This is a genomic window from Williamsia sp. Y853, assembly GCF_056786495.1.
Genome location: NZ_JBXCJC010000002.1, coordinates 152765 through 171717, shown reverse-complemented (window position 1 = coordinate 171717; position 18953 = coordinate 152765). Strand labels below are relative to the sequence as shown.

Sequence of the window (18953 nt, the reverse complement as noted above, 5' to 3'; positions counted from 1 at the left end):
CGCTCACCCTACCGGCGACGCCCGGCACAGTAGGTGGCGACTTGAGCGGTGATCGCGGCCATTCGAGCCTCCGCCGACGCTCGTGCGGTGGTCAGCGGTGGGCCCGGAATTTCGGCGACCTCAAGGTAGAACTTGAGTTTCGGTTCGGTGCCCGACGGTCGGGCGATGACCCGGATCTGGCCGGTTTCAGAGGTGCCCGTGAGCTGCACGGCATCGGTTGCCAGGCCCGGTGGACGACCGAGCAGATCTTCGGCGTCGACGGCGACCCCGTCCAACTGCTGCGGCGGGTTCGTGCGAAGGTCGGCCATGATCTCGGCGATTCGTTCGAGGTCCTCGACACGCAGCGAGTACTGGCGTGTCAGGTGGACACCGTGCTCGATCGCTATTTCGTCGAGACGGTCGGCCAGGTCGCGGTCGGAGTCGGCGAGCGACTGGGTGAGGACACTGAGCGCGACCGCGGCGCTGATGCCGTCCTTGTCGCGGACAGCATCGGGGTCGACGCAGTGTCCGATGGCTTCCTCATACGCATAGACCAGGCCCTCTCCGGCTCGGACCAGCCATTTGAAACCGGTCAATGTTGCCGCATACCGGACGCCGGACGCCTTTGCGATTTTGTTCAACAGGCTGCCGGAGACGATCGTGTTGGCCACCAACACGTCTTCGCCGGTGTGCTCGGCGATGATCTGGGAGCCGAGCAACGCGCCGGTTTCATCGCCGGTGAGCATTCGCCACATGCCGTCGATCCGCGTGCCGACCGCACAACGGTCGGCGTCGGGGTCCAGGGCGATGGCGATGTCGGCGTCGATGTCGGCGGCCAGTTCGAGTAGCAGATCCGCAGCGCCCGGCTCCTCGGGATTGGGAAACGTGGCGGTGGGGAAGGCCGGATCCGGGGCATGCTGCAACCCGACCACCGTGACATTGTGGAACCCGCACTCGCGCAGGGCCTGCACCGCGAGATCGCCGCCCACACCGTGCATGGCGGTCAGTGCGATCCGGATCGTTCGACGCTCGTGGTGGCCGAACCGGGTCACGATTCGAGCAAGGTAGTGCGCGATGTTCTCGCGCGCACGATCATCCGGTGCCACCGGCGTCCGCGGGATGCCGTTGGCAGGCCCGGTGGCCGCGATCAACTGCTCGATCTCCACGTCCGCAGGCGGAACCAGTTGCGCCCCTTGCTCCAGGTAGACCTTGTAGCCGTTGTCGGCAGGCGGGTTGTGCGAGGCGGTGATCTGGATCCCGGCGACGGCATCCAGGTTTCGGGTGGCGTACGCGACCAACGGGGTCGGTCCGGGGGCGGGCAGTGCGACCACGTCGAACCCCTGCGCCGCAAGGACTTCCGCGGCCGCGGTGTAGAAATCCTCGGAACCGTGGCGGGCATCGCGACCGACAACCACTGTGCCGCCTGCATGACCGTGGTTGATCAGCCACTGCCCGACCCCGGCGGTCGCCTTGGTGACCACCGCGACGTTCATCCCCAGCGGACCGCCGCGGACCGGGCCGCGCAGCCCTGCAGTCCCGAAATGCAGGGTGTCGGAGAACCTCTCGTCGAGCTCGTCGGTGTTGAGCGTGGCGAGTTCGGCTCGGGTGCGCGGATCGGGATCGGCGTCGATCCAGGCCTGGACTGCTTCGAGCGGTGTCATGAAAAGTCCTGTGTCATGGGTGCTCTCAGATCTGTTCGATCACCTGGGCCAGCAGGTGACCCATCCGGGTGGCTGAGGCCTGGCCGACCTCCAGGACTTCTTCGTGATTCAGTGGCTCGCCGGTGATACCCGCCGCAAGATTGGTGACCAGCGAGATGCCCAGGACCGACATCTTCTCCGCACGGGCGGCGATGGTCTCGTGCACGGTCGACATACCCACGAGGTCGGCTCCCAGGACCCGCAACATGTTGATCTCGGCGGGCGTTTCGTAGTGGGGCCCGGGGAGTCCCGCGTAGACGCCTTCGGCGAGTGTGGGATCGACGGACTGTGCGATCTTCCTCAGGTGCGGTGCATAGGCGTCGACGAGGTCGACGAACTGCGCGCCGATGAGAGGGGAGCGGGCCGTGAGATTGAGGTGATCGCTGATCAGGACCGGCTGGCCGACCGTCATGTCGTGGCGCAGACCGCCGGCCGCGTTGGTCAGCACGATGGTCCCGACCCCACATTTGGCGGCAGTCCGGACCGCGTGGACAACGCTGCCCAGTGGATGTCCCTCGTACGCATGGGTTCTGCCGAGCAGCACCAACACCGAACGACCGCCGATGCGCAGCGAGTGGACGGTGCCGGAGTGTCCGGCCGCGCTCGGTGGCGTGAAACCTGGCAACTCCGCCATCGGGATGCTGGCGTCGGCGGTACCCAATGCGGCAGCGGCCGGGGCCCAGCCCGAGCCGAGGACCACGGCCACGTCGTGGCTCGGCTTCCCGGTTGCCGCAGCGATCGCGTCGGCAGCCGCCTGCGCTGCGCCGATGGGATCGATCGTCGGATCGGAGCTGGTTGAAATCACGTCGGGTCCGTCGGTTGCCATGGGACAACCCTAAGACGAAAACGGGCGACTATCGCACTCTGCGTTGGTTCCGCGGCGAACAGTGCTGTGTCCGTCGTAGCGAGAAAGGCCGGGACCGCTAGGCTCGCGACATGCCGTACGTGACCACACATGACGCCGTCCACACGCTCTTTCTGGGCACCGAGGGTGACGACAGTGATTCCGACAATCGCTTCGGAATCGACTGGCTCGACTCCATCAATGCCTGCCTCGACGAGGTCGCCGACAACAAGCCGGGCGCGTTGGTCATCACCGCGACCGGAAAGTTCTTCTCCAACGGGCTCGATGTGGATTACATCGGCGCCAATGGTGACAAACTTCCGGCGTACCTCGACCGCGTCCACGCTCTGTACACGCGGATCCTGACGTTCCCGCAGCCCACCGTTGCCGCGGTCAACGGCCACGCTTTCGGTGCAGGCGCCATGCTGGCGCTGTGCGCTGACCACCGAGTGATGCGGACCGAGCGGGGCTTTTGGTCGCTCCCCGAGGTGATGCTCGGAATGCCGTTCACCAAGGGGATGGCGACATTGATCCGGACCCGACTGACCGACGCCACCGCCACCGAGGCCATGACCACCGGACGTCGGTACGGCGGTCTCGATGCGGTTTCCGCCGGAATCGTCGAGCAGGCCGTCGATGTCGATGTGCTGACATCCACGGCCTCCGACATCGCCGTTGGGCGAAGTGCTCTGGCCGGACCGGCTCTGCAGATGATCAAAAAGGGTCTCCGCGAGCCCCTTCTCGCCGACCTCGCCTACCTGACCCCACCCAACCTGGTTGGCTAACTCGGATCAGGACGCAATCGCGATGGTGAGACAATGAACCGATGACACAGATCGGGCAGCGAGGCGCGCATGCCGTACAGGCAGTGGCCGGTGACCTGATCGAGTTGTCTCATTCGCTTCACGCCGAACCGGAACTGGCGTTCTCCGAACACCGCAGCGTCGCCAAGGTGACCAGCCTGCTCGACGACTACGGCTTCGACGTCACCACCGGGGTTGCCGACCTTCCCACCGCGTTCACCGCGACCTACGGTTCGGGCGATCTGGTGGTCGGGCTGTGCGCCGAGTACGACGCGTTGCCCGGTTTGGGGCATGCGTGTGGGCACAACATGATCGCCGCGACCGCGGTCGGTGCAGCGCGTGGCCTTGCGGAGATGGCCGATGAACTCGGCATCACCGTCCTTGTCCTCGGCACACCGGCCGAAGAGACCGGTGGCGGAAAAATCGTGATGGCCCGCGCCGGGGTTTTCGATCCGGTTGCGATGGCATTGATGGTGCACCCGGGCCGGATGGACGAAGTGGCCAGCCGGTCTTTGGCATTGGATGATCTGGCGATCCGGTACACCGGTATCGAATCGCATGCGGCAGCTGCGCCCGAGCGCGGCCGCAACGCCGCGGATGCGGGCACCATCGCGCAGGTTTCCCTCGGGCTGCTGCGCCAACATCTGAAGGCCGGCCAGCAGATTCACGGAATCGTCAGCGACGGCGGCAGCGCCCCGAACATCGTGCCCGGACACAGCGAGTTGCTCTATTACTTACGGGCGATCGACGAGGCATCGCTGGCAGACCTGCGTGAGCGCGCCGAAGCGTGTTTCGCGGCCGGTGCGATGGCGGCGGGCTGCACGTACGAGATCTCGACCGTGTCGCCGACTTACGTTGAGCTCCGGCACGATCAGCGACTACTCGCGGCGTACCGGGGTGCGATCGCCGACCTCGGACGCGAAGTGATGCCGGCAGCCCTGGAGGGTGTGCGCCCGCTCGGCAGCACTGACATGGGCAACATCAGCCATATGTTGCCGTCCATCCACCCCATGATCGGCATCGAGAGCAACGGCGCCGGAACCCATGAAATCGAGTTCGCGGCCGCCGCTGCGTCGCCGTCGGCCGATCAGGCGGTCGTTGACGGGGCGCTGGCCCTGGCAGCCACCGCCGCGCGTGCAGCGGCCGATCCGCAGTGGCGTGAAGACCTCCTGCAAGAGCAGGAAAAACGAATTGGTTCAGTCCCGCGTGACGCGGGCAGATGACGATGAGTGTGCAACGAAATATGAGTGGGCAACACGTGGACGCAGAACGTTTCCTGAAGGATCTGGACGGTTGGATCAACGCCAACACCGCGCAGTTGGTGGCGTGGCGTCGGGATTTCCACTCCCACCCGGAACTGTCGCGAAGTGAGCTGCGCACCACCGGTGTCATAGTCGACGAACTGACGAAGGCCGGCCTGTCCCCACGGGTTCTGCCCCAGGGTGTCGGCGTGGTCTGTGACATCGGTCCGGCCGGACCGATGGTGGCGTTGCGCGCCGACATGGATGCGCTGCCGATCTCCGAGCTGACCGGTCTGCCGTTCGCGTCGACCGTCGAGGGCGTCTCACATGCCTGCGGGCACGACGGACACACCGCGATGTTGTTGGGTGTGGGTAAGGCCCTGGCCTCGATGGACGAGCTACCGATCGGTGTCCGACTGGTGTTCCAGGCGGCCGAGGAAGTGATGCCCGGTGGCGCTCTGGATGCCGTCACCGCCGGCGTCACACGTGGTGTGTCGCAGATCTACGCCTTGCACTGTGACCCGAAACTCGAGGTCGGCAAGGTGGGACTGCGACGTGGTCCGATCACCTCGGCGGCCGATCACGTCGAACTGGTGTTGCACTCGCCGGGTGGCCACACCTCGCGACCACACCTGACCGCGGACCTCGTGTACGCCATGGGAACTGTGATCACCGGTCTGCCCGGAGTGCTGTCACGGCGGATCGATCCGCGAACCAGCACCGTGATGGTGTGGGGTTCGGCACATGCAGGCGATGCGCCCAATGCGATTCCGCAAGAGGGCCGTCTACGCGGCACGGTGCGCACCGGCGACCACACCACCTGGGCGCTGCTCGAGCCGATCGTCCGCGAGATCATCGAAGGGATGCTGTCGCCGTTGAGCGTGCGCTACGACCTGATCTACAAGCGTGGCGTCCCACCGGTTGTCAACGATTCGATCTCCACCGAGATCTTCCGCGACGCGATCTTGTCGGTGAGCCCCGACGCGCTCGCCGACACCGCGCAATCCGGTGGTGGAGAGGACTTTTCGTGGTACCTGGAGAACGTTCCGGGTGCGATGGCGCGGCTCGGGGTGTGGTCCGGCCGCGGACCGCAGGTCGACCTGCATCAGCCCAACTTCGACCTCGACGAGCGTGCGCTCGCGGTGGGCGTGCGGACGCTGGCCGGGATCGTTCTGCAGGCGAGCCTTCGCGACCGGTGACGGTCGCGGGGGCTGCTGGTCTGGACTAGTGGTCTGGTCCCGGGCTGTCGGGTCCTGGCCCCACATTTCGTGATTCGCGGACCCGGAGCTGATGCACGTATTCGGAAGGTGCACCGGCGATTTCAGCTGCCTCGGACATGACGCCCAGGTAGCGCGCCGAGGGTAGGCCGCCTTCAAAGGCGTCCAGGACATACAGCCATGCCAGGACCGGTCCGTTGGGTGTGGTGATGCGGCAACGGATCTTGCGGTGGATCCCGAGTTCGGAGCCCTCCCAGCGGTCAAGGCTGGATTCGTCGTCCTCGGTGACGTCGTACAAGACGACAAAAACGCGGGCATCGGAATCGTCGCGGTCCTCGGTGACCGTTGCCAGTGCACCTTCCCAGCCGATGTCGCCGCCACCGAATGTCAGCCGCCACCCGTACAGCCAGCCGGTGCCCGCCATCGGAGAGTGTGGGGCACGCATGAGCATCTGCTCGGGATGCATGTTCGAGCCATAGGCGGCGTAGATAGGCACGGAGAGGAGCCTAGATGGTCAGCTCCCCATCGGGAAAGTGCAAGAGGCGATCGACTAGATTCTCAAGTGGCGCCACCCCGCCGGCAGGCCCATCCGACATCCCTGGGAGTTGACCTGAAATGACCAAAATCGTGATCCTCGGTGGAGGACCCGCCGGCTACGAAGCGGCACTTGCCGCCGCCACCTACGGTGCTGACATCACTATTGTCGACAGTGACGGCATGGGCGGTGCCTGCGTCCTGTGGGACTGCGTGCCGTCGAAGACATTCATCGCCTCGACCGGGATCAGAACGGACGTCCGTCGCGCCGTTGACCTGGGAATCAACCTGCAATATGACGGTGCGCTCGTGTCGTTGCCGCAGATCCACGAGCGCGTCAAGGATCTCGCCTTCGCCCAGTCGTCCGACATCCGCTCGCGGCTCCTGAGCGAGGGTGTCCGGATCGTTCACGGCCGTGGCCGACTCGCTGTGCCCGAGGTCGGATTTGCCCGACACAAGATTCTCGCCACGCCGTTCGGGCCCGATGGCAGTGACGAAACCGAAGAGATTCTGGACGCCGATGTGGTGTTGATCGCAACCGGCGCGTCGCCCCGAGTTCTTCCTGACGCCAAGCCTGACGGTGAGCGGATCCTCACCTGGCGCCAGATGTACGACCTCGATGAATTCCCCGAGCACCTGATTGTCATCGGTTCAGGTGTCACCGGTGCGGAGTTCGTGCACGCCTACACCGAGCTCGGTGTTCCGGTGACGCTGGTTTCGAGTCGCGACCGGGTCCTGCCCCACGAGGATGAAGACGCAGCGCTTGTCCTCGAGGACGTGTTGGCCGAGCGCGGCGTCACGCTGGTGAAACACGCGCGGGCCGACAAAGTCGAACGCACCGCCGATGGCGTGAAAGTCACCCTTGCCGATGGGCGCACCGTTGAGGGCTCTCATTGCCTGATGACTGTCGGATCGGTTCCGAACACAGACGATCTCGGACTGGAGAATGTCGGCCTGGAGCTCGGCCGTGGTGGCTACCTGAACGTCGACCGGGTGTCGCGGACCGCAGTGCCCGGTATCTACGCCGCCGGTGACTGCACCGGGCTGCTGCCGCTGGCATCCGTGGCTGCCATGCAGGGCCGAATCGCGATGTACCACTCGCTGGGTGAAGGTGTGTCGCCGATCCGTCTCAAGACCGTTGCGTCGGCGATCTTCACGCGGCCCGAGATCGCCACCGTCGGTGTCAGCCAGCAGGCCATCGACTCCGGCGAGTACCCGGCCCGGACGGTGATGTTGCCGCTGGCGACAAACGCGCGCGCAAAGATGAGTGGGTTGCGGCGTGGCTTCGTGAAGATCTTCTGCCGTCCGGCAACCGGTGTTGTGATCGGTGGAGTTGTGGTGGCACCCAATGCATCTGAGCTGATCTTGCCGATCGCGCTCGCAGTGCAGAACAAGCTGATGGTCGGCGATCTGGCACAGACGTTCTCGGTCTACCCGTCGCTGTCCGGATCGATCACCGAGGCTGCTCGTCAGCTGGTCCGTCACGACGATCTGGACTAACTGTCCCATATTTTGGGAATTGCATTTCATATTTCGATTAAGGCGCGCTAACCTGGGTTTTGCGACTCACACTGGCGCGCCTTATTCGGTGACCACTCTCATCACCACGCATTATTGATACCTGCTGCTGTGGAGAGTGATTGCCATGTCTGTTGTTGGAAGTCCTTACGCACCATCACACGCGTTGGCGAATGTTCGCGGATCAGCGATCCGTGATCTGCTGAAGCTGACCGAACAGCCCGATGTGCTGAGTCTCGCGGGCGGACTGCCCGCCACCGAATTGATTCCTGCGGCGCGAATCTCGGAGTCGGCTGCACGCATCAGCGCTGACCCGGCCTCGTTGCAATACACCGTGAGCGCAGGGGTGTACCCATGCCGCGAGGCGGTGGCGCGGTATGTCGGTGCCGATGATCCAGGTCGGGTCCTGCTGACTCACGGTTCGCAACAGGCACTGTTTCTGTTGGCGCATGCCCTCGTGAATCCCGATGACCTCGTGGTGGTCGATGACCCGGTGTATGTGGGCGCGCTGCAGGTCTTTCAGTCGGTGCGTGCACGGGTGCGTGCGTTGCCGATCACCGCTTCTGGATGTGATGTCGGGGCACTGCGTGAGTTGCTCGAAGCCGGCGAGCGACCGCGGATAGTGCATACCGTCAGCAACTTCCACAATCCTGCCGGGGTGACGGCCACGGCGCAGACTCGGATCGAACTGGCACAGTTGGCCGATCACTATGGATTCATCGTCGTCGAAGACGATCCGTATGGGCGGTTGCGGTTCTCCGGTTTCGATATCGAACCGATTGCGGCGCACGGTGATCGAGTTGTCCGGCTTGGTTCGGCATCGAAGATTCTGGCACCTGCGCTGCGCGTCGGATGGATGAGCGGCCCGCCTGAGGTGATTGCAATGGTGGAGCTGCTTCGTCAAGGTGCGGATCTGTGCGGGTCGACCTTCAGTCAATTGATGGTTGCGGAGTTGCTCGATGACGAAGCGTGGCTGGATGCGCATATTTCCCACGTGCAGTCCGAATATCGCCTGCGTGCAACCACTTTGACTGGCGCGCTGCGTCGTGAGTTGGGGGAGAAGGTTCAGTTCTCTGAGCCCGAGGGCGGCATGTTCTGTTGGGTTCGGATGCCTGGCGTCGATACGTCGCGGTTACTGACGGACGCGGTGGATGCCGGCGTGGCATTTGTGCCGGGGGCGGCCTTTGGCGTGGAAGAAGATATCAGTGATTGCCTGCGGCTGAGCTTCTGCACTCTAGGACCTGAAGGGTTGGACGAAGCAGTTCGGAGATTGGCTGGCGCTGTGGAAAATTCGTCGAATTAGTTCGAATATACGTTCTACTTGCGAGGCCCTTTGAGGTAAACTGATTGAAAGCGTTCGATCAGATGTCTTGGGGGGCATGATGACTGACGATTCCTCGATTGATCCTTCTTCGGTTCCGGTGTTGGTGCGCAAATACCTCGAGTTGGAGCTACTGGTTGCCGACATCGCGGACTGCGCTGATTCTGATATGGCTGATGCGGAAGTCAATGAGCTTGTGCGGGTGCATGAACGGATCGTCCGCAAGCTCGAGTTCACCGGGTTGCGGCACCTGCTGTGGGTCTCGAACCGGTCATCGTTCACCGATGCCGGATATTCGTCGCTGTTTGGTTTCACCCGTAGCGAGTTGCGGTTGACCAAAGGCCAAACCATGTCCAGGATCCGCGGTCTGGAAGCAGTCGGCCGATTCCATACGATGCAGGGTGAAGAGCTGGCACCGAAATGCCCTGCCGCCGAACATGCCTGGTCCCAAGGACTGATCGGCGCAGCGCATATGGATGTGATGTTGGATGTGCGCAAACACATCCCGTCAGCGTCGGATTCGGCGGTGTACGACGTGGTTGATTATTGGATGACCGAAGAGGCTGTTGGCCAGGATCCGACTCAGTTGGCGGCGGCGGGCCGTCAGGTGCTGGCCCGGGTCGATCCCGATGGTCGGTTGACCGATGATTCGGATCGGGCGCGTAAACGTTCGGTGAGTTTGGGTGATCAGGGTGTGGACTTGATGGCGAAAATCTCCGGCACGCTGGATCCGGAAACGTTGGCGTTGTTCACGACGGTGATGGATGTCTGGGCTGCACCTGGCATGAATAATCCGGCCGATCCGAACTCGCCGTCCGGTGCCAGCGATGATCCGAAACAGGATCCGGAGTTGATGAAGGCTGCGGCTGAGCGTGATACCCGCTCGATGGGCCAGCAGCGCCACGACGCTTTGAAGGCGATCTTGAAAACGATTTTGGAGTGCAACCTGCTCGGCAAGTCCCATCGGGGTTTACCGGCGCAGCTGATCATCACGATGACCAAACAGCAGCTCGAGGATTGCGCGGGGATCGCCAAGACCGCCTCGGGGGTGGATATTCCGGTCAAAGAGGCCCTGCACCTGGCTGCGCGTTCGGACAAATACTTGGCGGTGTTCGCTAGCCACAGCGCCGAGGTTCTGTATTTCGCCCGGGCCAAACGCACCGCGCAGAAGGGTCAGCGGTTGGCGTTGTTCGCCCGAGATCGAGGCTGTTCACACCCCGGTTGCACGAACCCGGCGACCTGGGTGGAGATCCATCATCTGATTGCCTGGATCAATGGTGGTCTGACCGACATCGATCTGATGGGATCGGCGTGCCCGCCGCACCACAAGTTGGTGGGCGATGGTCCGGGTCAGTGGCAGACGGTGATGATCACCGAGGGTCCTGACAAGGGCAGGGTCGGTTGGATACCACCAGCGTCGGTGGATCCGGAAAGAAAACCGCGGGTTAACCGTGCTCAGCATGTCAACGAAACCTTCGCGGCGGCCTGGAAGAAGGTTCTTGCCGACCGGCAGGCGGTGTTGGCTGACAAGTTGGCGGAACGGACCGGCGGCGAACCTGAGGTCCAACCCGATCCGGTGGCTGAAGACCCTGGCCAGGGTGAATAGCTGAACGAGCACTGGGTCCCGCGGCATGGTGCTGGTCCAGGTGTCGAGTTCAATGCTGGTTGGAACCGATTGCCACCGGCTAACGTCGTACCTCAGGTGGGAGATCTATGCGAGGAGGGGACATGTCCGACGAAGTGCAGTTCACCGATGAACAGTGGGAAGCCGTAGCAAAGGCTGCCGAGGTGTTTGCGGAGGCCTTGGAAGCAGAGCGGTCGAAACTGGTACGCGTTGTCGTTTCCAATTGGGCGGGCGCTTGTGCGGAAGGCGAGGCTACGACGGCAAATCTACAGTCGCTGCTTCGTGGTGAGTCGGGGTCGTTCTCGGAGGCCATCTCGTCGGAGGCGAGCTACCTCAAGAGCGTCGCATCCCAGTGCCGTTCGTCGAAATCTGTTCTGACATCAGCCGATGAGACGGCGTACCAACGGTTTCCCCAGTGAGGGTTCACCTCGGCTTCTTGATTGCGGTTGTCGTGTGTACTTCGGCTTGCCAGGTGGACAGCGATAAATCTGTGGCGGTGCCACGTTCGATGTCAAGCAGCATCGAACCTGCCTTGACAGACGAAATTGTGTTGCCGTTCGATAGCCCGTTTCCGAATCGTCGTAACTCGTCTAACGACGGGACGCCTTTTGAACCGTGCGTGGCATTCTCGGATCAAGAGTTGCTGCGGTTTGATGTGGATCCCGCCGTGGTCGAGGATGCAGCATTGGTTGATGGGCAGGGAATCCGAGGGTGTGGCTGGTATATGCCGAACAAGTTCGCACTTAGCAGCCTAGTTACGAATGCTGTTTCGCTGGAGCTGTACAAGAAGGGCAAGCCGGAGCTCGACTGGAGGCCCGACCTATTGGTTGATGGTCGCGTTGTGGGTTTAGCCGGGATAGATGAGGATAAAACGACCTGCGCGACCTACGTTCAATCGTACGGAGCAATTGTTGTCACGGATGTTTTGATCGCCAGTGAGCTGGAGGCGGGTTCGAAATACGACCCATGCCGAATAGCAATTGATTTCACAACAGCCTACATAGGCAAAATTCCAGGCTGATGCGATGGCGGTGTCAGTTTCAGGTTTCAGGGCAATGCTGCCGTATGTTCTGGTGTTTGCCGCCGCGGGCGCCTTGTCGGCGTGCGAGGTAGTTGATTCCTCGACTATGCCGATTGGGGACAGCGTTGCATCCATGGCGCCAAGTGTTGTGGATGCTGGTGAACCGGTGCCGCTGCCTTTTGAGGACAAGTTCCCAAATCGTTGGAATCCGTCGAACGACGGTACGAGTTTCGAACCGTGCGTTGCATATTCCGATGGCGAACTGATCAGGTTTGATGTGGATCCACTGCAGCGTGAGGACGCTGCTCTTGTTGATGGTCAAGGAACGCGTGGGTGCAACTGGCATATGTCAGGCCGATTCAATTTAGGCCAGGTGGTGACCAACTCGGCGTCACTGGACTCTTATCGGTCCGGAGTTTCAGAAGTGAATTGGAAGCGGGATCTAGATGTCAATGGTCGGAGGGTTGGGATCTTTACGGTCGACTATGCGAACAGTCAGCTGTGTTCTACCTATGTGCAGTCTTCTGGTGCAGGAGTGGTTACGAACGTACTGACGGACGTTTCGTCAAAGGGTATAGACGCTTGTGACTTGGTTGAAGATTTTACGCGTGCATACATAGACAAGATTCCGGAATGACTTGCTTCGTAGCTGTGACAGCGCCACCGAACTCGGTGCTCTAAACTTCGGCAGTCAGTGCTGGGGAGTGCTGTGAGGGAGATCGGGGGAGAGCGTGGCGCCAAAGTCGATTGATCCGACGGACTGGGTCAGCCATGCGCTCGATGAGATGCGTCGGGTGTGCGCGAGTATGCAGCCGAGCTCGGCGGAGGCCGATGCTGAGGCGATCAGGCTGATTGCGAGTCGAATTCAGGCAGCTGCGGCGGTCTATGAAGCGGCCCTTCCAAAGTTGTATCCGGAAGGCGAGTTCAGCGGTGAAACCGTCACTGGATCGCACCGCGCGACTGTTGCCGGTATCCGGCACACGGATAGCTCGGCGGCAGTCGGGCTCCAGATTGCGGACCAGATTTCAGCTATCGCGGGGATCCTCTCGCAAACTCAGGGCAACGTTGCGGACCTTGACACCACATTCGGCGATGGCGGCGGCAACAACAATATGGAGCGGGCGGTGCACCGCGCCCTGATCGCCAAGACGATGACGGATTCGTACAGCAACCCGGTCATCGGCGCGAATGGCTCACTGCCCGAATACGACGCCGCCCCGCTACCGCAGCTCGGTGCGGGATTTGAACAAAACGTCGTCGAAGCCCTGGGCGGAGCTGGCTCCGGTAGCGGATCAGGGGACACCAGTCCGGCGTTGCTCGCGGGAGCCGGCGCAAATGGCGCAAACGGCCCCGACGGGCCAGGCGGCCCGAGCGGGCCCAGCGCTGAGCAGTCCGCCTATGTGGGAGGCCAAGCCGATGACACGCCCTTCACCCTCGGAAGCGGCGGCGACGCATCTGGCACAAGCGGAGGCGGATCCACACCGGGCCCGCTCAATGGCGCTTTTGGCGCACCGATAGCCGGTGGCGCGGGCGGCCTGACGGCGGCCGCAGCGTTGAACAGTGCCCGCGGTGGGGCGTCCGGTAGCGGCTCGGGAAGCGGTGGTTCGGGCGGAGGTCGCTCCGGCGGCGGGGCAGGTGGCGGCGTCGGAGGCGCTGGTTCGGAAGCGAGCCCGCTCGGACGTCGGATGCCCGCATCGCTGGTGACACCGACAACCGGCGCCAATCAATCGGCCGGGGCGACACCGTCAGCCGGCTCCCGGGGTGGAAGTCCTACAGGGTCGCCCGCTGGAGGCCGCGGAGCCGGGAAGGACAAGGATGGCGAACATCGCGCGCCGTCGTACCTGCACACCCGGGAAAATGGGGAAGAGATTGTCGGGCGCCTGCCGTTGGTGGGACCGCCCGTCCTCGGCGATTGGGCTCGCGTCCTGGACCTCGGCCCGACCGACGAGAACTCAGCGCCGGACGCGCCCGGTGGCAAGGACCCAGACGACAAGCAGCAATAGCGCACTTCGCTGCCGCTCGCTCTTCGTGGCCGCGCTCGCTCAGGCCAGGTCGTAGCTTCGTTCGACGGCGGTGTTCCATTCGGCGAAGCGCTCATCCCGATCATCGACGGGCATTGCGGGCTCCCAGGACTTGTCCTTTGCCCAGTTGTCGCGAATCTCTTGTTCGCTGTCCCAATAGCCCACCGCGAGCCCGGCCGCGTAGGCGGCACCCAATGCTGTGGTTTCGTTGATAACCGGCCGGACCACCGGAACGCCGAGGATGTCGGCCTGAAACTGCATGAGCAGCTCATTGACGACCATGCCACCGTCCACCTTCAGGGTCGACAACGTGACACCCGAATCTGCTTGCATCGCCTCGATCACCTCCCGCGTCTGAAAAGCGGTGGCCTCCAACGCTGCTCGCGCGATATGGCCCTTGTTGACAAAGCGCGTCAGGCCAACGATCACGCCACGCGCATCGGGTCGCCAGCGCGGAGCGAACAAACCTGAAAAGGCCGGCACAAAATAGACGCCGCCGTTGTCATCGACGGTCTGAGCGACCTCTTCGATATCTCCTGCAGTGTTGATCAACCCAAGATTGTCTCGCAGCCACTGGATCAGGGATCCGGTCACCGCGATCGACCCCTCCAGAGCGTAGACGGGTTTGTTGTCGCCGATCTGGTAGCAGACAGTCGTCAGCAGTCCATGGTTGCTGTGCACCACTTCTTCGCCGGTGTTGAGCAGCAGGAAATTACCTGTGCCGTAGGTGTTCTTGGCTTCGCCGACCGACAGGCAGGCCTGCCCGAACGTGGCTGCCTGTTGATCGCCGAGGATGCCGGCGATGGGTACGTCGGCGAGCGGACCCCGCTCGCGGACATGGCAATACACCTCCGACGAACTGCGAATTTCGGGCAGCAGACTCATCGGGATACGCATCTCGTTGCAGATCTGCTCATCCCAGGCAAGTGTTTCGAGATCCATCAGCATGGTCCGAGAGGCGTTGGTGACATCGGTCAGATGCTGTCCGCCGCTCGGGCCGCCGGTCATGTTCCAGATGAGCCAGGTATCCATTGTGCCGAAGCACAATTCGCCGGCCTCGGCGCGTTCTCGGACGCCGTCGACGTTGTCCAGAATCCACCGGATCTTCGGCCCGGAGAAGTAGGTGGACAACGGGAGTCCGGTTCGCTGCTGATACCTGCCCGCGCCGTGGTCGCCGGCCAGTTCCTCGCACAGTGCAGCGGTGCGCGTGTCCTGCCACACGATGGCGTTGTAGACGGGCCGTCCCGTCGACCGATCCCAGACCACGGTGGTCTCACGCTGATTGGTGATTCCCAGCGCGACGATGTCGGCGGTCTCGAGATCTTCCGATGCCATCGCAGCGGCCACCACGCGGCGCGTATGCCGCCAGATCTCCACGGCATCGTGCTCGACCCACCCGGACTGCGGGAAGATCTGCCTGTGCTCGACTTGTTCCGAACTCACGACACGTCCGGAATGGTCGAAAATCATGCAACGCGTCGACGTTGTGCCCTGGTCGACCGCGGCTACGTACCCCGTGGTGTTGCTCACGTCCCCGAGTGTTCCATGAACTGCCCGTAGAGTCCGCTGTGTGGACCATCGACGTGTCACCGAAGCGGACTGGAGTGGCCGAATAGTTACCAGCGGGTAACCTTGGCACAAGAGTATCCGCCCAGCTGAATGGGAGATCGCGATGAGCACAGCAACTTTCGATCCGGATCGGCCTGCAGACCTCGGTCCCCGCTACCGGGAAAACGCCTGGCAGCGCCTCTCGACCGAACAGTTCGACGTTGTTGTCGTCGGCGGCGGCATCGTCGGGGCCGGAACTGCGCTCGACGCCGCAACCCGCGGTCTGCGGGTGGCTCTGGTCGAAGCCCGCGACATCGCATCGGGCACATCGAGTCGCTCATCGAAGATGTTCCACGGCGGATTGCGCTACCTCGAACAACTCGAGTTCGGTCTGGTCCGCGAAGCGCTGCACGAACGTGAACTCTCCCTGACCACCCTGGCGCCGCACCTCGTCAAACCCCTCCCGTTCCTCTACCCACTGACCCACCGGGGCTGGGAGCGTCCCTACGTTGCTGCGGGCCTATTTCTCTACGACTCGCTGGGCGGGTCCAAATCGGTTCCCGGACAACACCATGTGACGCGTTCGGGGGCGCTGCGTATTGCTCCGTCCCTGAAACGGAACTCGCTCACCGGCGGGATCACCTACTACGACACCGTGGTCGACGACGCCAGGCACACCTTGACCGTGGCGCGCTCTGCCGCCCACTATGGCGCGGTGATCCGGACGTCGACCCAGGTCACCGGCTTCCTTCGCGAAGCCGACCGAGTCAGTGGTGTCCGAGTCCGGGACACCGAGACCGGAGAGACCGCCGACATCCGCAGTCACTGCGTGATCAATGCGGCCGGGGTCTGGACCGACGAGATCCAGGCGTTGTCCAAGCAGCGCGGCCGCTTTCGGGTCAGGGCCTCCAAAGGTGTGCACATCGTCGTCCCGCGTGATCGCATCGTCAGTGAATCGGCCATCATTCTCCGGACGACCAAATCGGTGCTGTTCGTGATCCCGTGGGAAACCCACTGGATCATCGGCACCACCGACACCGACTGGAACCTCGATCTGGCCCATCCGGCCGCGACCGCCGCCGACATCGACTACATCCTCGAACGGGTCAACGAGGTGCTGGTGACCCCACTGACGCACGGTGACATCGAAGGCGTCTATGCCGGCCTCCGCCCACTCCTGGCCGGCGAAAGCGACGAGACGTCGAAACTCTCGCGCGAACATGCTGTTGCCGAGGTCGCGCCGGGTCTGGTTGCGATCGCAGGCGGCAAATACACCACCTACCGGGTGATGGCTTCTGACGCGGTGGACGCCATCACCGACTTCATCCCGGTCCGGGTGGCGCCGTCCATCACCGAGAAGGTGCCGCTGCTCGGAGCCGACGGCTATCACGCGCTGATCAATCAATGCGATCAGCTCGGACAACGACATGGGCTGCACCCGTACCGTATTCGGCGCCTGCTCAATCGCTACGGCTCGATGATCGAGGAGGTCTTGGACTACGCCAAGAAGGACGCAAGCCTGCTCGAACCGCTGACGGGCGCCCCGCAGTACCTGCGGGTCGAGGTTGTCTACGCCGTCGTCAGTGAAGCGGCTCTGCACCTCGAAGACATCCTTGCGCGTCGCACCCGGATCGCGATCGAGTACCCCGACCGCGGTGTGAATTGCGCAGCGGAGGTGGCGGATCTGGCTGCGCCACTGCTGGACTGGGATGCCGAACAGACCGCGTTCGAGGTCGAAACCTACCTGGCCCGCGTTGTGGCCGAGGTTGCCTCGCAGCGTCAACCTGACGACGGATCTGCCGATGCCCTACGCGCGGCTGCTCCGGAATCGCGGGCCGAACTGCTTGAGCCGGTACCGGTTCCGGACTGACACCGTCAAAACCGCAGGCGCCGGGTCAGGCGGGCTCGTACCGCAGCAGCGTGACGTCGTCGTCGGGGTAGTCGAAGAACACCGGCTTGACCCGCATGCCCACCGTGATGTCTTCCGGTGCGACGTTGACCAGCTCGGTGGACAGTCGGGGACCTTCGTCCCACTGCACCACGGCAACAAGCTGCGGCACCGAGTCGGCGAAATGCGGCGACACCGGCTTGCGCGCGATGGTGAACGTGTAGAGCGTCCCGAGGCCGGAGATCTCACGCCACTCGAGGTCGTCGGCGAGCGTGCCGGGCGCCAGGACACGCGGATAGAACACGTACTGCTGCAGCGACGGTGAATATTGGATGCGGATCTTGTGCTCTGCCAACGCATCCCAGAAGGGTGCGGTCACAGGCGTTTTCACCGGCATCGGTTTGGTGAACGTCATGAGGTGATCGCTTTCTAGTCGCCCTGGAGAACAAGTGTGGTCTGTTCGCCCATCACGCCACCGTTGCCGGAGACGAACGCGCGGTTGCAGTCGTCGACCTGTGCGGCCCCGGCCCGGCCCATGATCTGGCGGGTCGCGTCGCACACGTGGTGCATGCCGCCTGCCAGTCCGGCCTGCCCGAATCCGAGCTGGCCGCCCGCGGTGTTCAGGGGGAAGTCGCCGCGGAACGTCAGGTCATGCGAGTTGACGAACTCCATGCCCTTGCCCTTTTCGCAGAAACCCGCATCTTCCAGGCTCATCAACACCGTGATGGTGTAGCAGTCGTAGATGGAGACCATGTCCATGTCGCTGCGCTCGAGACCGCTCATCGTGAATGCGGAGTCGGCCGCCTGCGTGATCGGGGTCTGCAGCAGGTCTTCGGCATAGCTGGGCGTCTTGTAGGCGACGTGCTCGCCGAAACCCTTGATCCACACCGGACGATTCCTGCTCTTCTTCGCCAGTGCCGCCGAGGTGACCAGCACTGCGGCGCCACCAGAGCACGGCATCACGATTTCGAGGCGGCGGAGCGGGTCGGCGATCATCGGGCTGGCCAGCACATCGTCGATGGTCAGGGTCTTGTCGTAGAAGATCGCATCGGGGGTGTGGTTGGCGTTGACCCGTTGATCCACAACAATTTTCGCCAGCGCCCGCTCGTCGTATCCGTATACGGAGCGGTACAGCTGAGCGATCTGCCCATACGGACCGTTCTGTCCGAGATTGCCGAACGGGATGTCGAACTCGGCCTGCGGCGAGCCGTAGCGATTCGACGACGACCCGTACAGCAGGATGTCGGTGAGACTTTCCGGCAACGGCTTCTTCTCGTTGTACGGCACGCCGTAGTCGGCCGGAAGAACACACAGGACCGCTTGGCAGATACCGAGTTCCACCGCTGCGGCGGCGCGCCAGACCATCGCGGATGCCGATGCTCCACCGAGGTCGACGATCTCGGCAAAGTTGACCTTCGCGCCGAGATACTCGGCAATGGTGGACGGTACGAACATCTCGGACTCGAGCAGGGTCGAGGTGACGATCCCGTCGATCGCGATGCCGGTCAGGCCGGCGTCTTCGATGGCCGACGCCGACAGTGTCGCCCACTGTTCAAGTGTGAAGCGCGGGGTTCTGGTGGACACCTTTTGCGGCGGCAACTCCGTATATCCGACAATTGCCGCATCGCCCTGAAAACCCATGGATGCTCCTGCGCGTGGAGAAAGTGGAAGAGATTGTCTTCCACCAACCTACT

The 18953-nt window shown here is 63.1% G+C and carries 17 protein-coding genes; 11 read left to right on the top strand and 6 right to left on the bottom strand.

Annotated elements, in window-relative coordinates; genetic code table 11:
* Window positions 1–8: 8 nt before the first annotated feature.
* Together AC1TPF_RS12775 and AC1TPF_RS12770 are read right to left on the bottom strand one after the other, a co-directional pair.
* Window positions 9–1640 carry a phospho-sugar mutase gene (locus AC1TPF_RS12775; protein ID WP_482144261.1) on the bottom strand — a complete coding sequence of 544 codons (1632 nt, stop codon included), beginning with the start codon at window positions 1638–1640 and terminating at the stop codon, window positions 9–11.
* Window positions 1641–1665: 25 nt separating this feature from the next.
* Window positions 1666–2505, bottom strand: a complete 840-nt coding sequence (locus tag AC1TPF_RS12770) for a purine-nucleoside phosphorylase (RefSeq protein ID WP_482138473.1) — start codon at window positions 2503–2505, stop codon at window positions 1666–1668.
* Window positions 2506–2615: 110 nt separating this feature from the next.
* Here AC1TPF_RS12770 and AC1TPF_RS12765 point away from each other — a divergent pair, with 110 nt between their 5' ends.
* Genes AC1TPF_RS12765 through AC1TPF_RS12755 form a run of 3 tightly spaced genes read left to right on the top strand, consistent with a single transcriptional unit; the run spans window position 2616 to window position 5766 of the window.
* A complete protein-coding gene (locus AC1TPF_RS12765) occupies window positions 2616–3308 on the top strand; it encodes an enoyl-CoA hydratase/isomerase family protein (RefSeq protein WP_482144259.1) in 693 nt (230 codons plus the stop codon).
* A 41-nt stretch (window positions 3309–3349) separates the two neighbouring features.
* The gene (locus tag AC1TPF_RS12760; protein ID WP_482144257.1) at window positions 3350–4549 is read left to right on the top strand and encodes an amidohydrolase; all 1200 of its coding nucleotides are present in this window, start codon (window positions 3350–3352) and stop codon (window positions 4547–4549) included.
* Between the two features lie 20 nt (window positions 4550–4569).
* Window positions 4570–5766: a M20 family metallopeptidase gene (locus AC1TPF_RS12755; protein ID WP_482138478.1), complete on the top strand. Its 1197-nt coding sequence runs from the start codon at window positions 4570–4572 to the stop codon at window positions 5764–5766.
* 25 nt (window positions 5767–5791) lie between these two features.
* Here the strand turns inward: AC1TPF_RS12755 and AC1TPF_RS12750 are convergent, their stop codons facing one another.
* Window positions 5792–6280 (bottom strand): gamma-glutamylcyclotransferase, encoded by a 489-nt coding sequence (locus AC1TPF_RS12750; protein ID WP_482138480.1) that lies wholly within the window; start codon window positions 6278–6280, stop codon window positions 5792–5794.
* Between the two features lie 119 nt (window positions 6281–6399).
* Between AC1TPF_RS12750 and AC1TPF_RS12745 the strand changes: the two genes are divergently transcribed.
* The 7 genes from AC1TPF_RS12745 to AC1TPF_RS12715 all read left to right on the top strand — a co-directional run bounded on the left by AC1TPF_RS12745 (window position 6400) and on the right by AC1TPF_RS12715 (window position 13805).
* A complete protein-coding gene (locus AC1TPF_RS12745; RefSeq protein ID WP_482144256.1) occupies window positions 6400–7818 on the top strand; it encodes an NAD(P)H-quinone dehydrogenase in 1419 nt (472 codons plus the stop codon).
* Between the two features lie 145 nt (window positions 7819–7963).
* A complete protein-coding gene (locus AC1TPF_RS12740) occupies window positions 7964–9139 on the top strand; it encodes an aminotransferase-like domain-containing protein (RefSeq protein ID WP_482138482.1) in 1176 nt (391 codons plus the stop codon).
* 79 nt (window positions 9140–9218) lie between these two features.
* Entirely contained in the window at window positions 9219–10763 is a 1545-nt protein-coding gene (locus tag AC1TPF_RS12735; RefSeq protein WP_482144254.1) for an HNH endonuclease signature motif containing protein, read from the top strand.
* Between the two features lie 122 nt (window positions 10764–10885).
* Window positions 10886–11200: a hypothetical protein gene (locus AC1TPF_RS12730; RefSeq protein ID WP_482144252.1), complete on the top strand. Its 315-nt coding sequence runs from the start codon at window positions 10886–10888 to the stop codon at window positions 11198–11200.
* Window positions 11197–11802 (top strand): DUF3558 family protein, encoded by a 606-nt coding sequence (locus AC1TPF_RS12725; RefSeq protein WP_482144250.1) that lies wholly within the window; start codon window positions 11197–11199, stop codon window positions 11800–11802. The genes AC1TPF_RS12730 and AC1TPF_RS12725 overlap by 4 nt, the downstream gene beginning before the upstream one ends.
* 4 nt (window positions 11803–11806) lie before the next feature.
* Window positions 11807–12439, top strand: a complete 633-nt coding sequence (locus AC1TPF_RS12720) for a DUF3558 family protein (RefSeq protein WP_482144249.1) — start codon at window positions 11807–11809, stop codon at window positions 12437–12439.
* 94 nt (window positions 12440–12533) lie between these two features.
* Window positions 12534–13805 (top strand): hypothetical protein, encoded by a 1272-nt coding sequence (locus tag AC1TPF_RS12715; RefSeq protein ID WP_482144247.1) that lies wholly within the window; start codon window positions 12534–12536, stop codon window positions 13803–13805.
* A 39-nt stretch (window positions 13806–13844) separates the two neighbouring features.
* On the opposite strand, the gene glpK is transcribed toward AC1TPF_RS12715, so the two are convergent.
* Window positions 13845–15353 carry a glycerol kinase GlpK gene (gene glpK / locus AC1TPF_RS12710; protein ID WP_482138492.1) on the bottom strand — a complete coding sequence of 503 codons (1509 nt, stop codon included), beginning with the start codon at window positions 15351–15353 and terminating at the stop codon, window positions 13845–13847.
* 142 nt (window positions 15354–15495) lie between these two features.
* On the opposite strand from glpK, the gene glpD reads away from it, so the two are divergent.
* Window positions 15496–17241, top strand: coding sequence for a glycerol-3-phosphate dehydrogenase (gene glpD / locus AC1TPF_RS12705; RefSeq protein WP_482144245.1), 1746 nt, complete (start codon window positions 15496–15498; stop codon window positions 17239–17241).
* 25 nt (window positions 17242–17266) lie between these two features.
* Here glpD and AC1TPF_RS12700 read toward each other — a convergent pair whose 3' ends face one another.
* The gene (locus AC1TPF_RS12700; protein ID WP_482138495.1) at window positions 17267–17674 is read right to left on the bottom strand and encodes a Zn-ribbon domain-containing OB-fold protein; all 408 of its coding nucleotides are present in this window, start codon (window positions 17672–17674) and stop codon (window positions 17267–17269) included.
* A gap of 14 nt (window positions 17675–17688) precedes the next feature.
* Entirely contained in the window at window positions 17689–18900 is a 1212-nt protein-coding gene (locus tag AC1TPF_RS12695) for a thiolase family protein (protein ID WP_482138497.1), read from the bottom strand.
* Between the last annotated feature and the right edge of the window lie 53 nt (window positions 18901–18953).

Excerpts from the sequence above, each read along its gene's own strand:
- AC1TPF_RS12775 (WP_482144261.1), bottom strand. The coding sequence starts at position 1,640 with ATGACACCGCTCGAAGCAGTCCAGGCCTGGATCGACGCCGATCCCGAT.
- AC1TPF_RS12770 (WP_482138473.1), bottom strand. The coding sequence starts at position 2,505 with ATGGCAACCGACGGACCCGACGTGATTTCAACCAGCTCCGATCCGACG.
- AC1TPF_RS12765 (WP_482144259.1), top strand. The coding sequence starts at position 2,616 with ATGCCGTACGTGACCACACATGACGCCGTCCACACGCTCTTTCTGGGC.
- AC1TPF_RS12760 (WP_482144257.1), top strand. The coding sequence starts at position 3,350 with ATGACACAGATCGGGCAGCGAGGCGCGCATGCCGTACAGGCAGTGGCC.
- AC1TPF_RS12755 (WP_482138478.1), top strand. The coding sequence starts at position 4,570 with ATGAGTGGGCAACACGTGGACGCAGAACGTTTCCTGAAGGATCTGGAC.
- AC1TPF_RS12745 (WP_482144256.1), top strand. The coding sequence starts at position 6,400 with ATGACCAAAATCGTGATCCTCGGTGGAGGACCCGCCGGCTACGAAGCG.
- AC1TPF_RS12740 (WP_482138482.1), top strand. The coding sequence starts at position 7,964 with ATGTCTGTTGTTGGAAGTCCTTACGCACCATCACACGCGTTGGCGAAT.
- AC1TPF_RS12735 (WP_482144254.1), top strand. The coding sequence starts at position 9,219 with ATGACTGACGATTCCTCGATTGATCCTTCTTCGGTTCCGGTGTTGGTG.
- AC1TPF_RS12730 (WP_482144252.1), top strand. The coding sequence starts at position 10,886 with ATGTCCGACGAAGTGCAGTTCACCGATGAACAGTGGGAAGCCGTAGCA.
- AC1TPF_RS12720 (WP_482144249.1), top strand. The coding sequence starts at position 11,807 with ATGGCGGTGTCAGTTTCAGGTTTCAGGGCAATGCTGCCGTATGTTCTG.
- glpD (WP_482144245.1), top strand. The coding sequence starts at position 15,496 with ATGAGCACAGCAACTTTCGATCCGGATCGGCCTGCAGACCTCGGTCCC.
- AC1TPF_RS12700 (WP_482138495.1), bottom strand. The coding sequence starts at position 17,674 with ATGACGTTCACCAAACCGATGCCGGTGAAAACGCCTGTGACCGCACCC.
- AC1TPF_RS12695 (WP_482138497.1), bottom strand. The coding sequence starts at position 18,900 with ATGGGTTTTCAGGGCGATGCGGCAATTGTCGGATATACGGAGTTGCCG.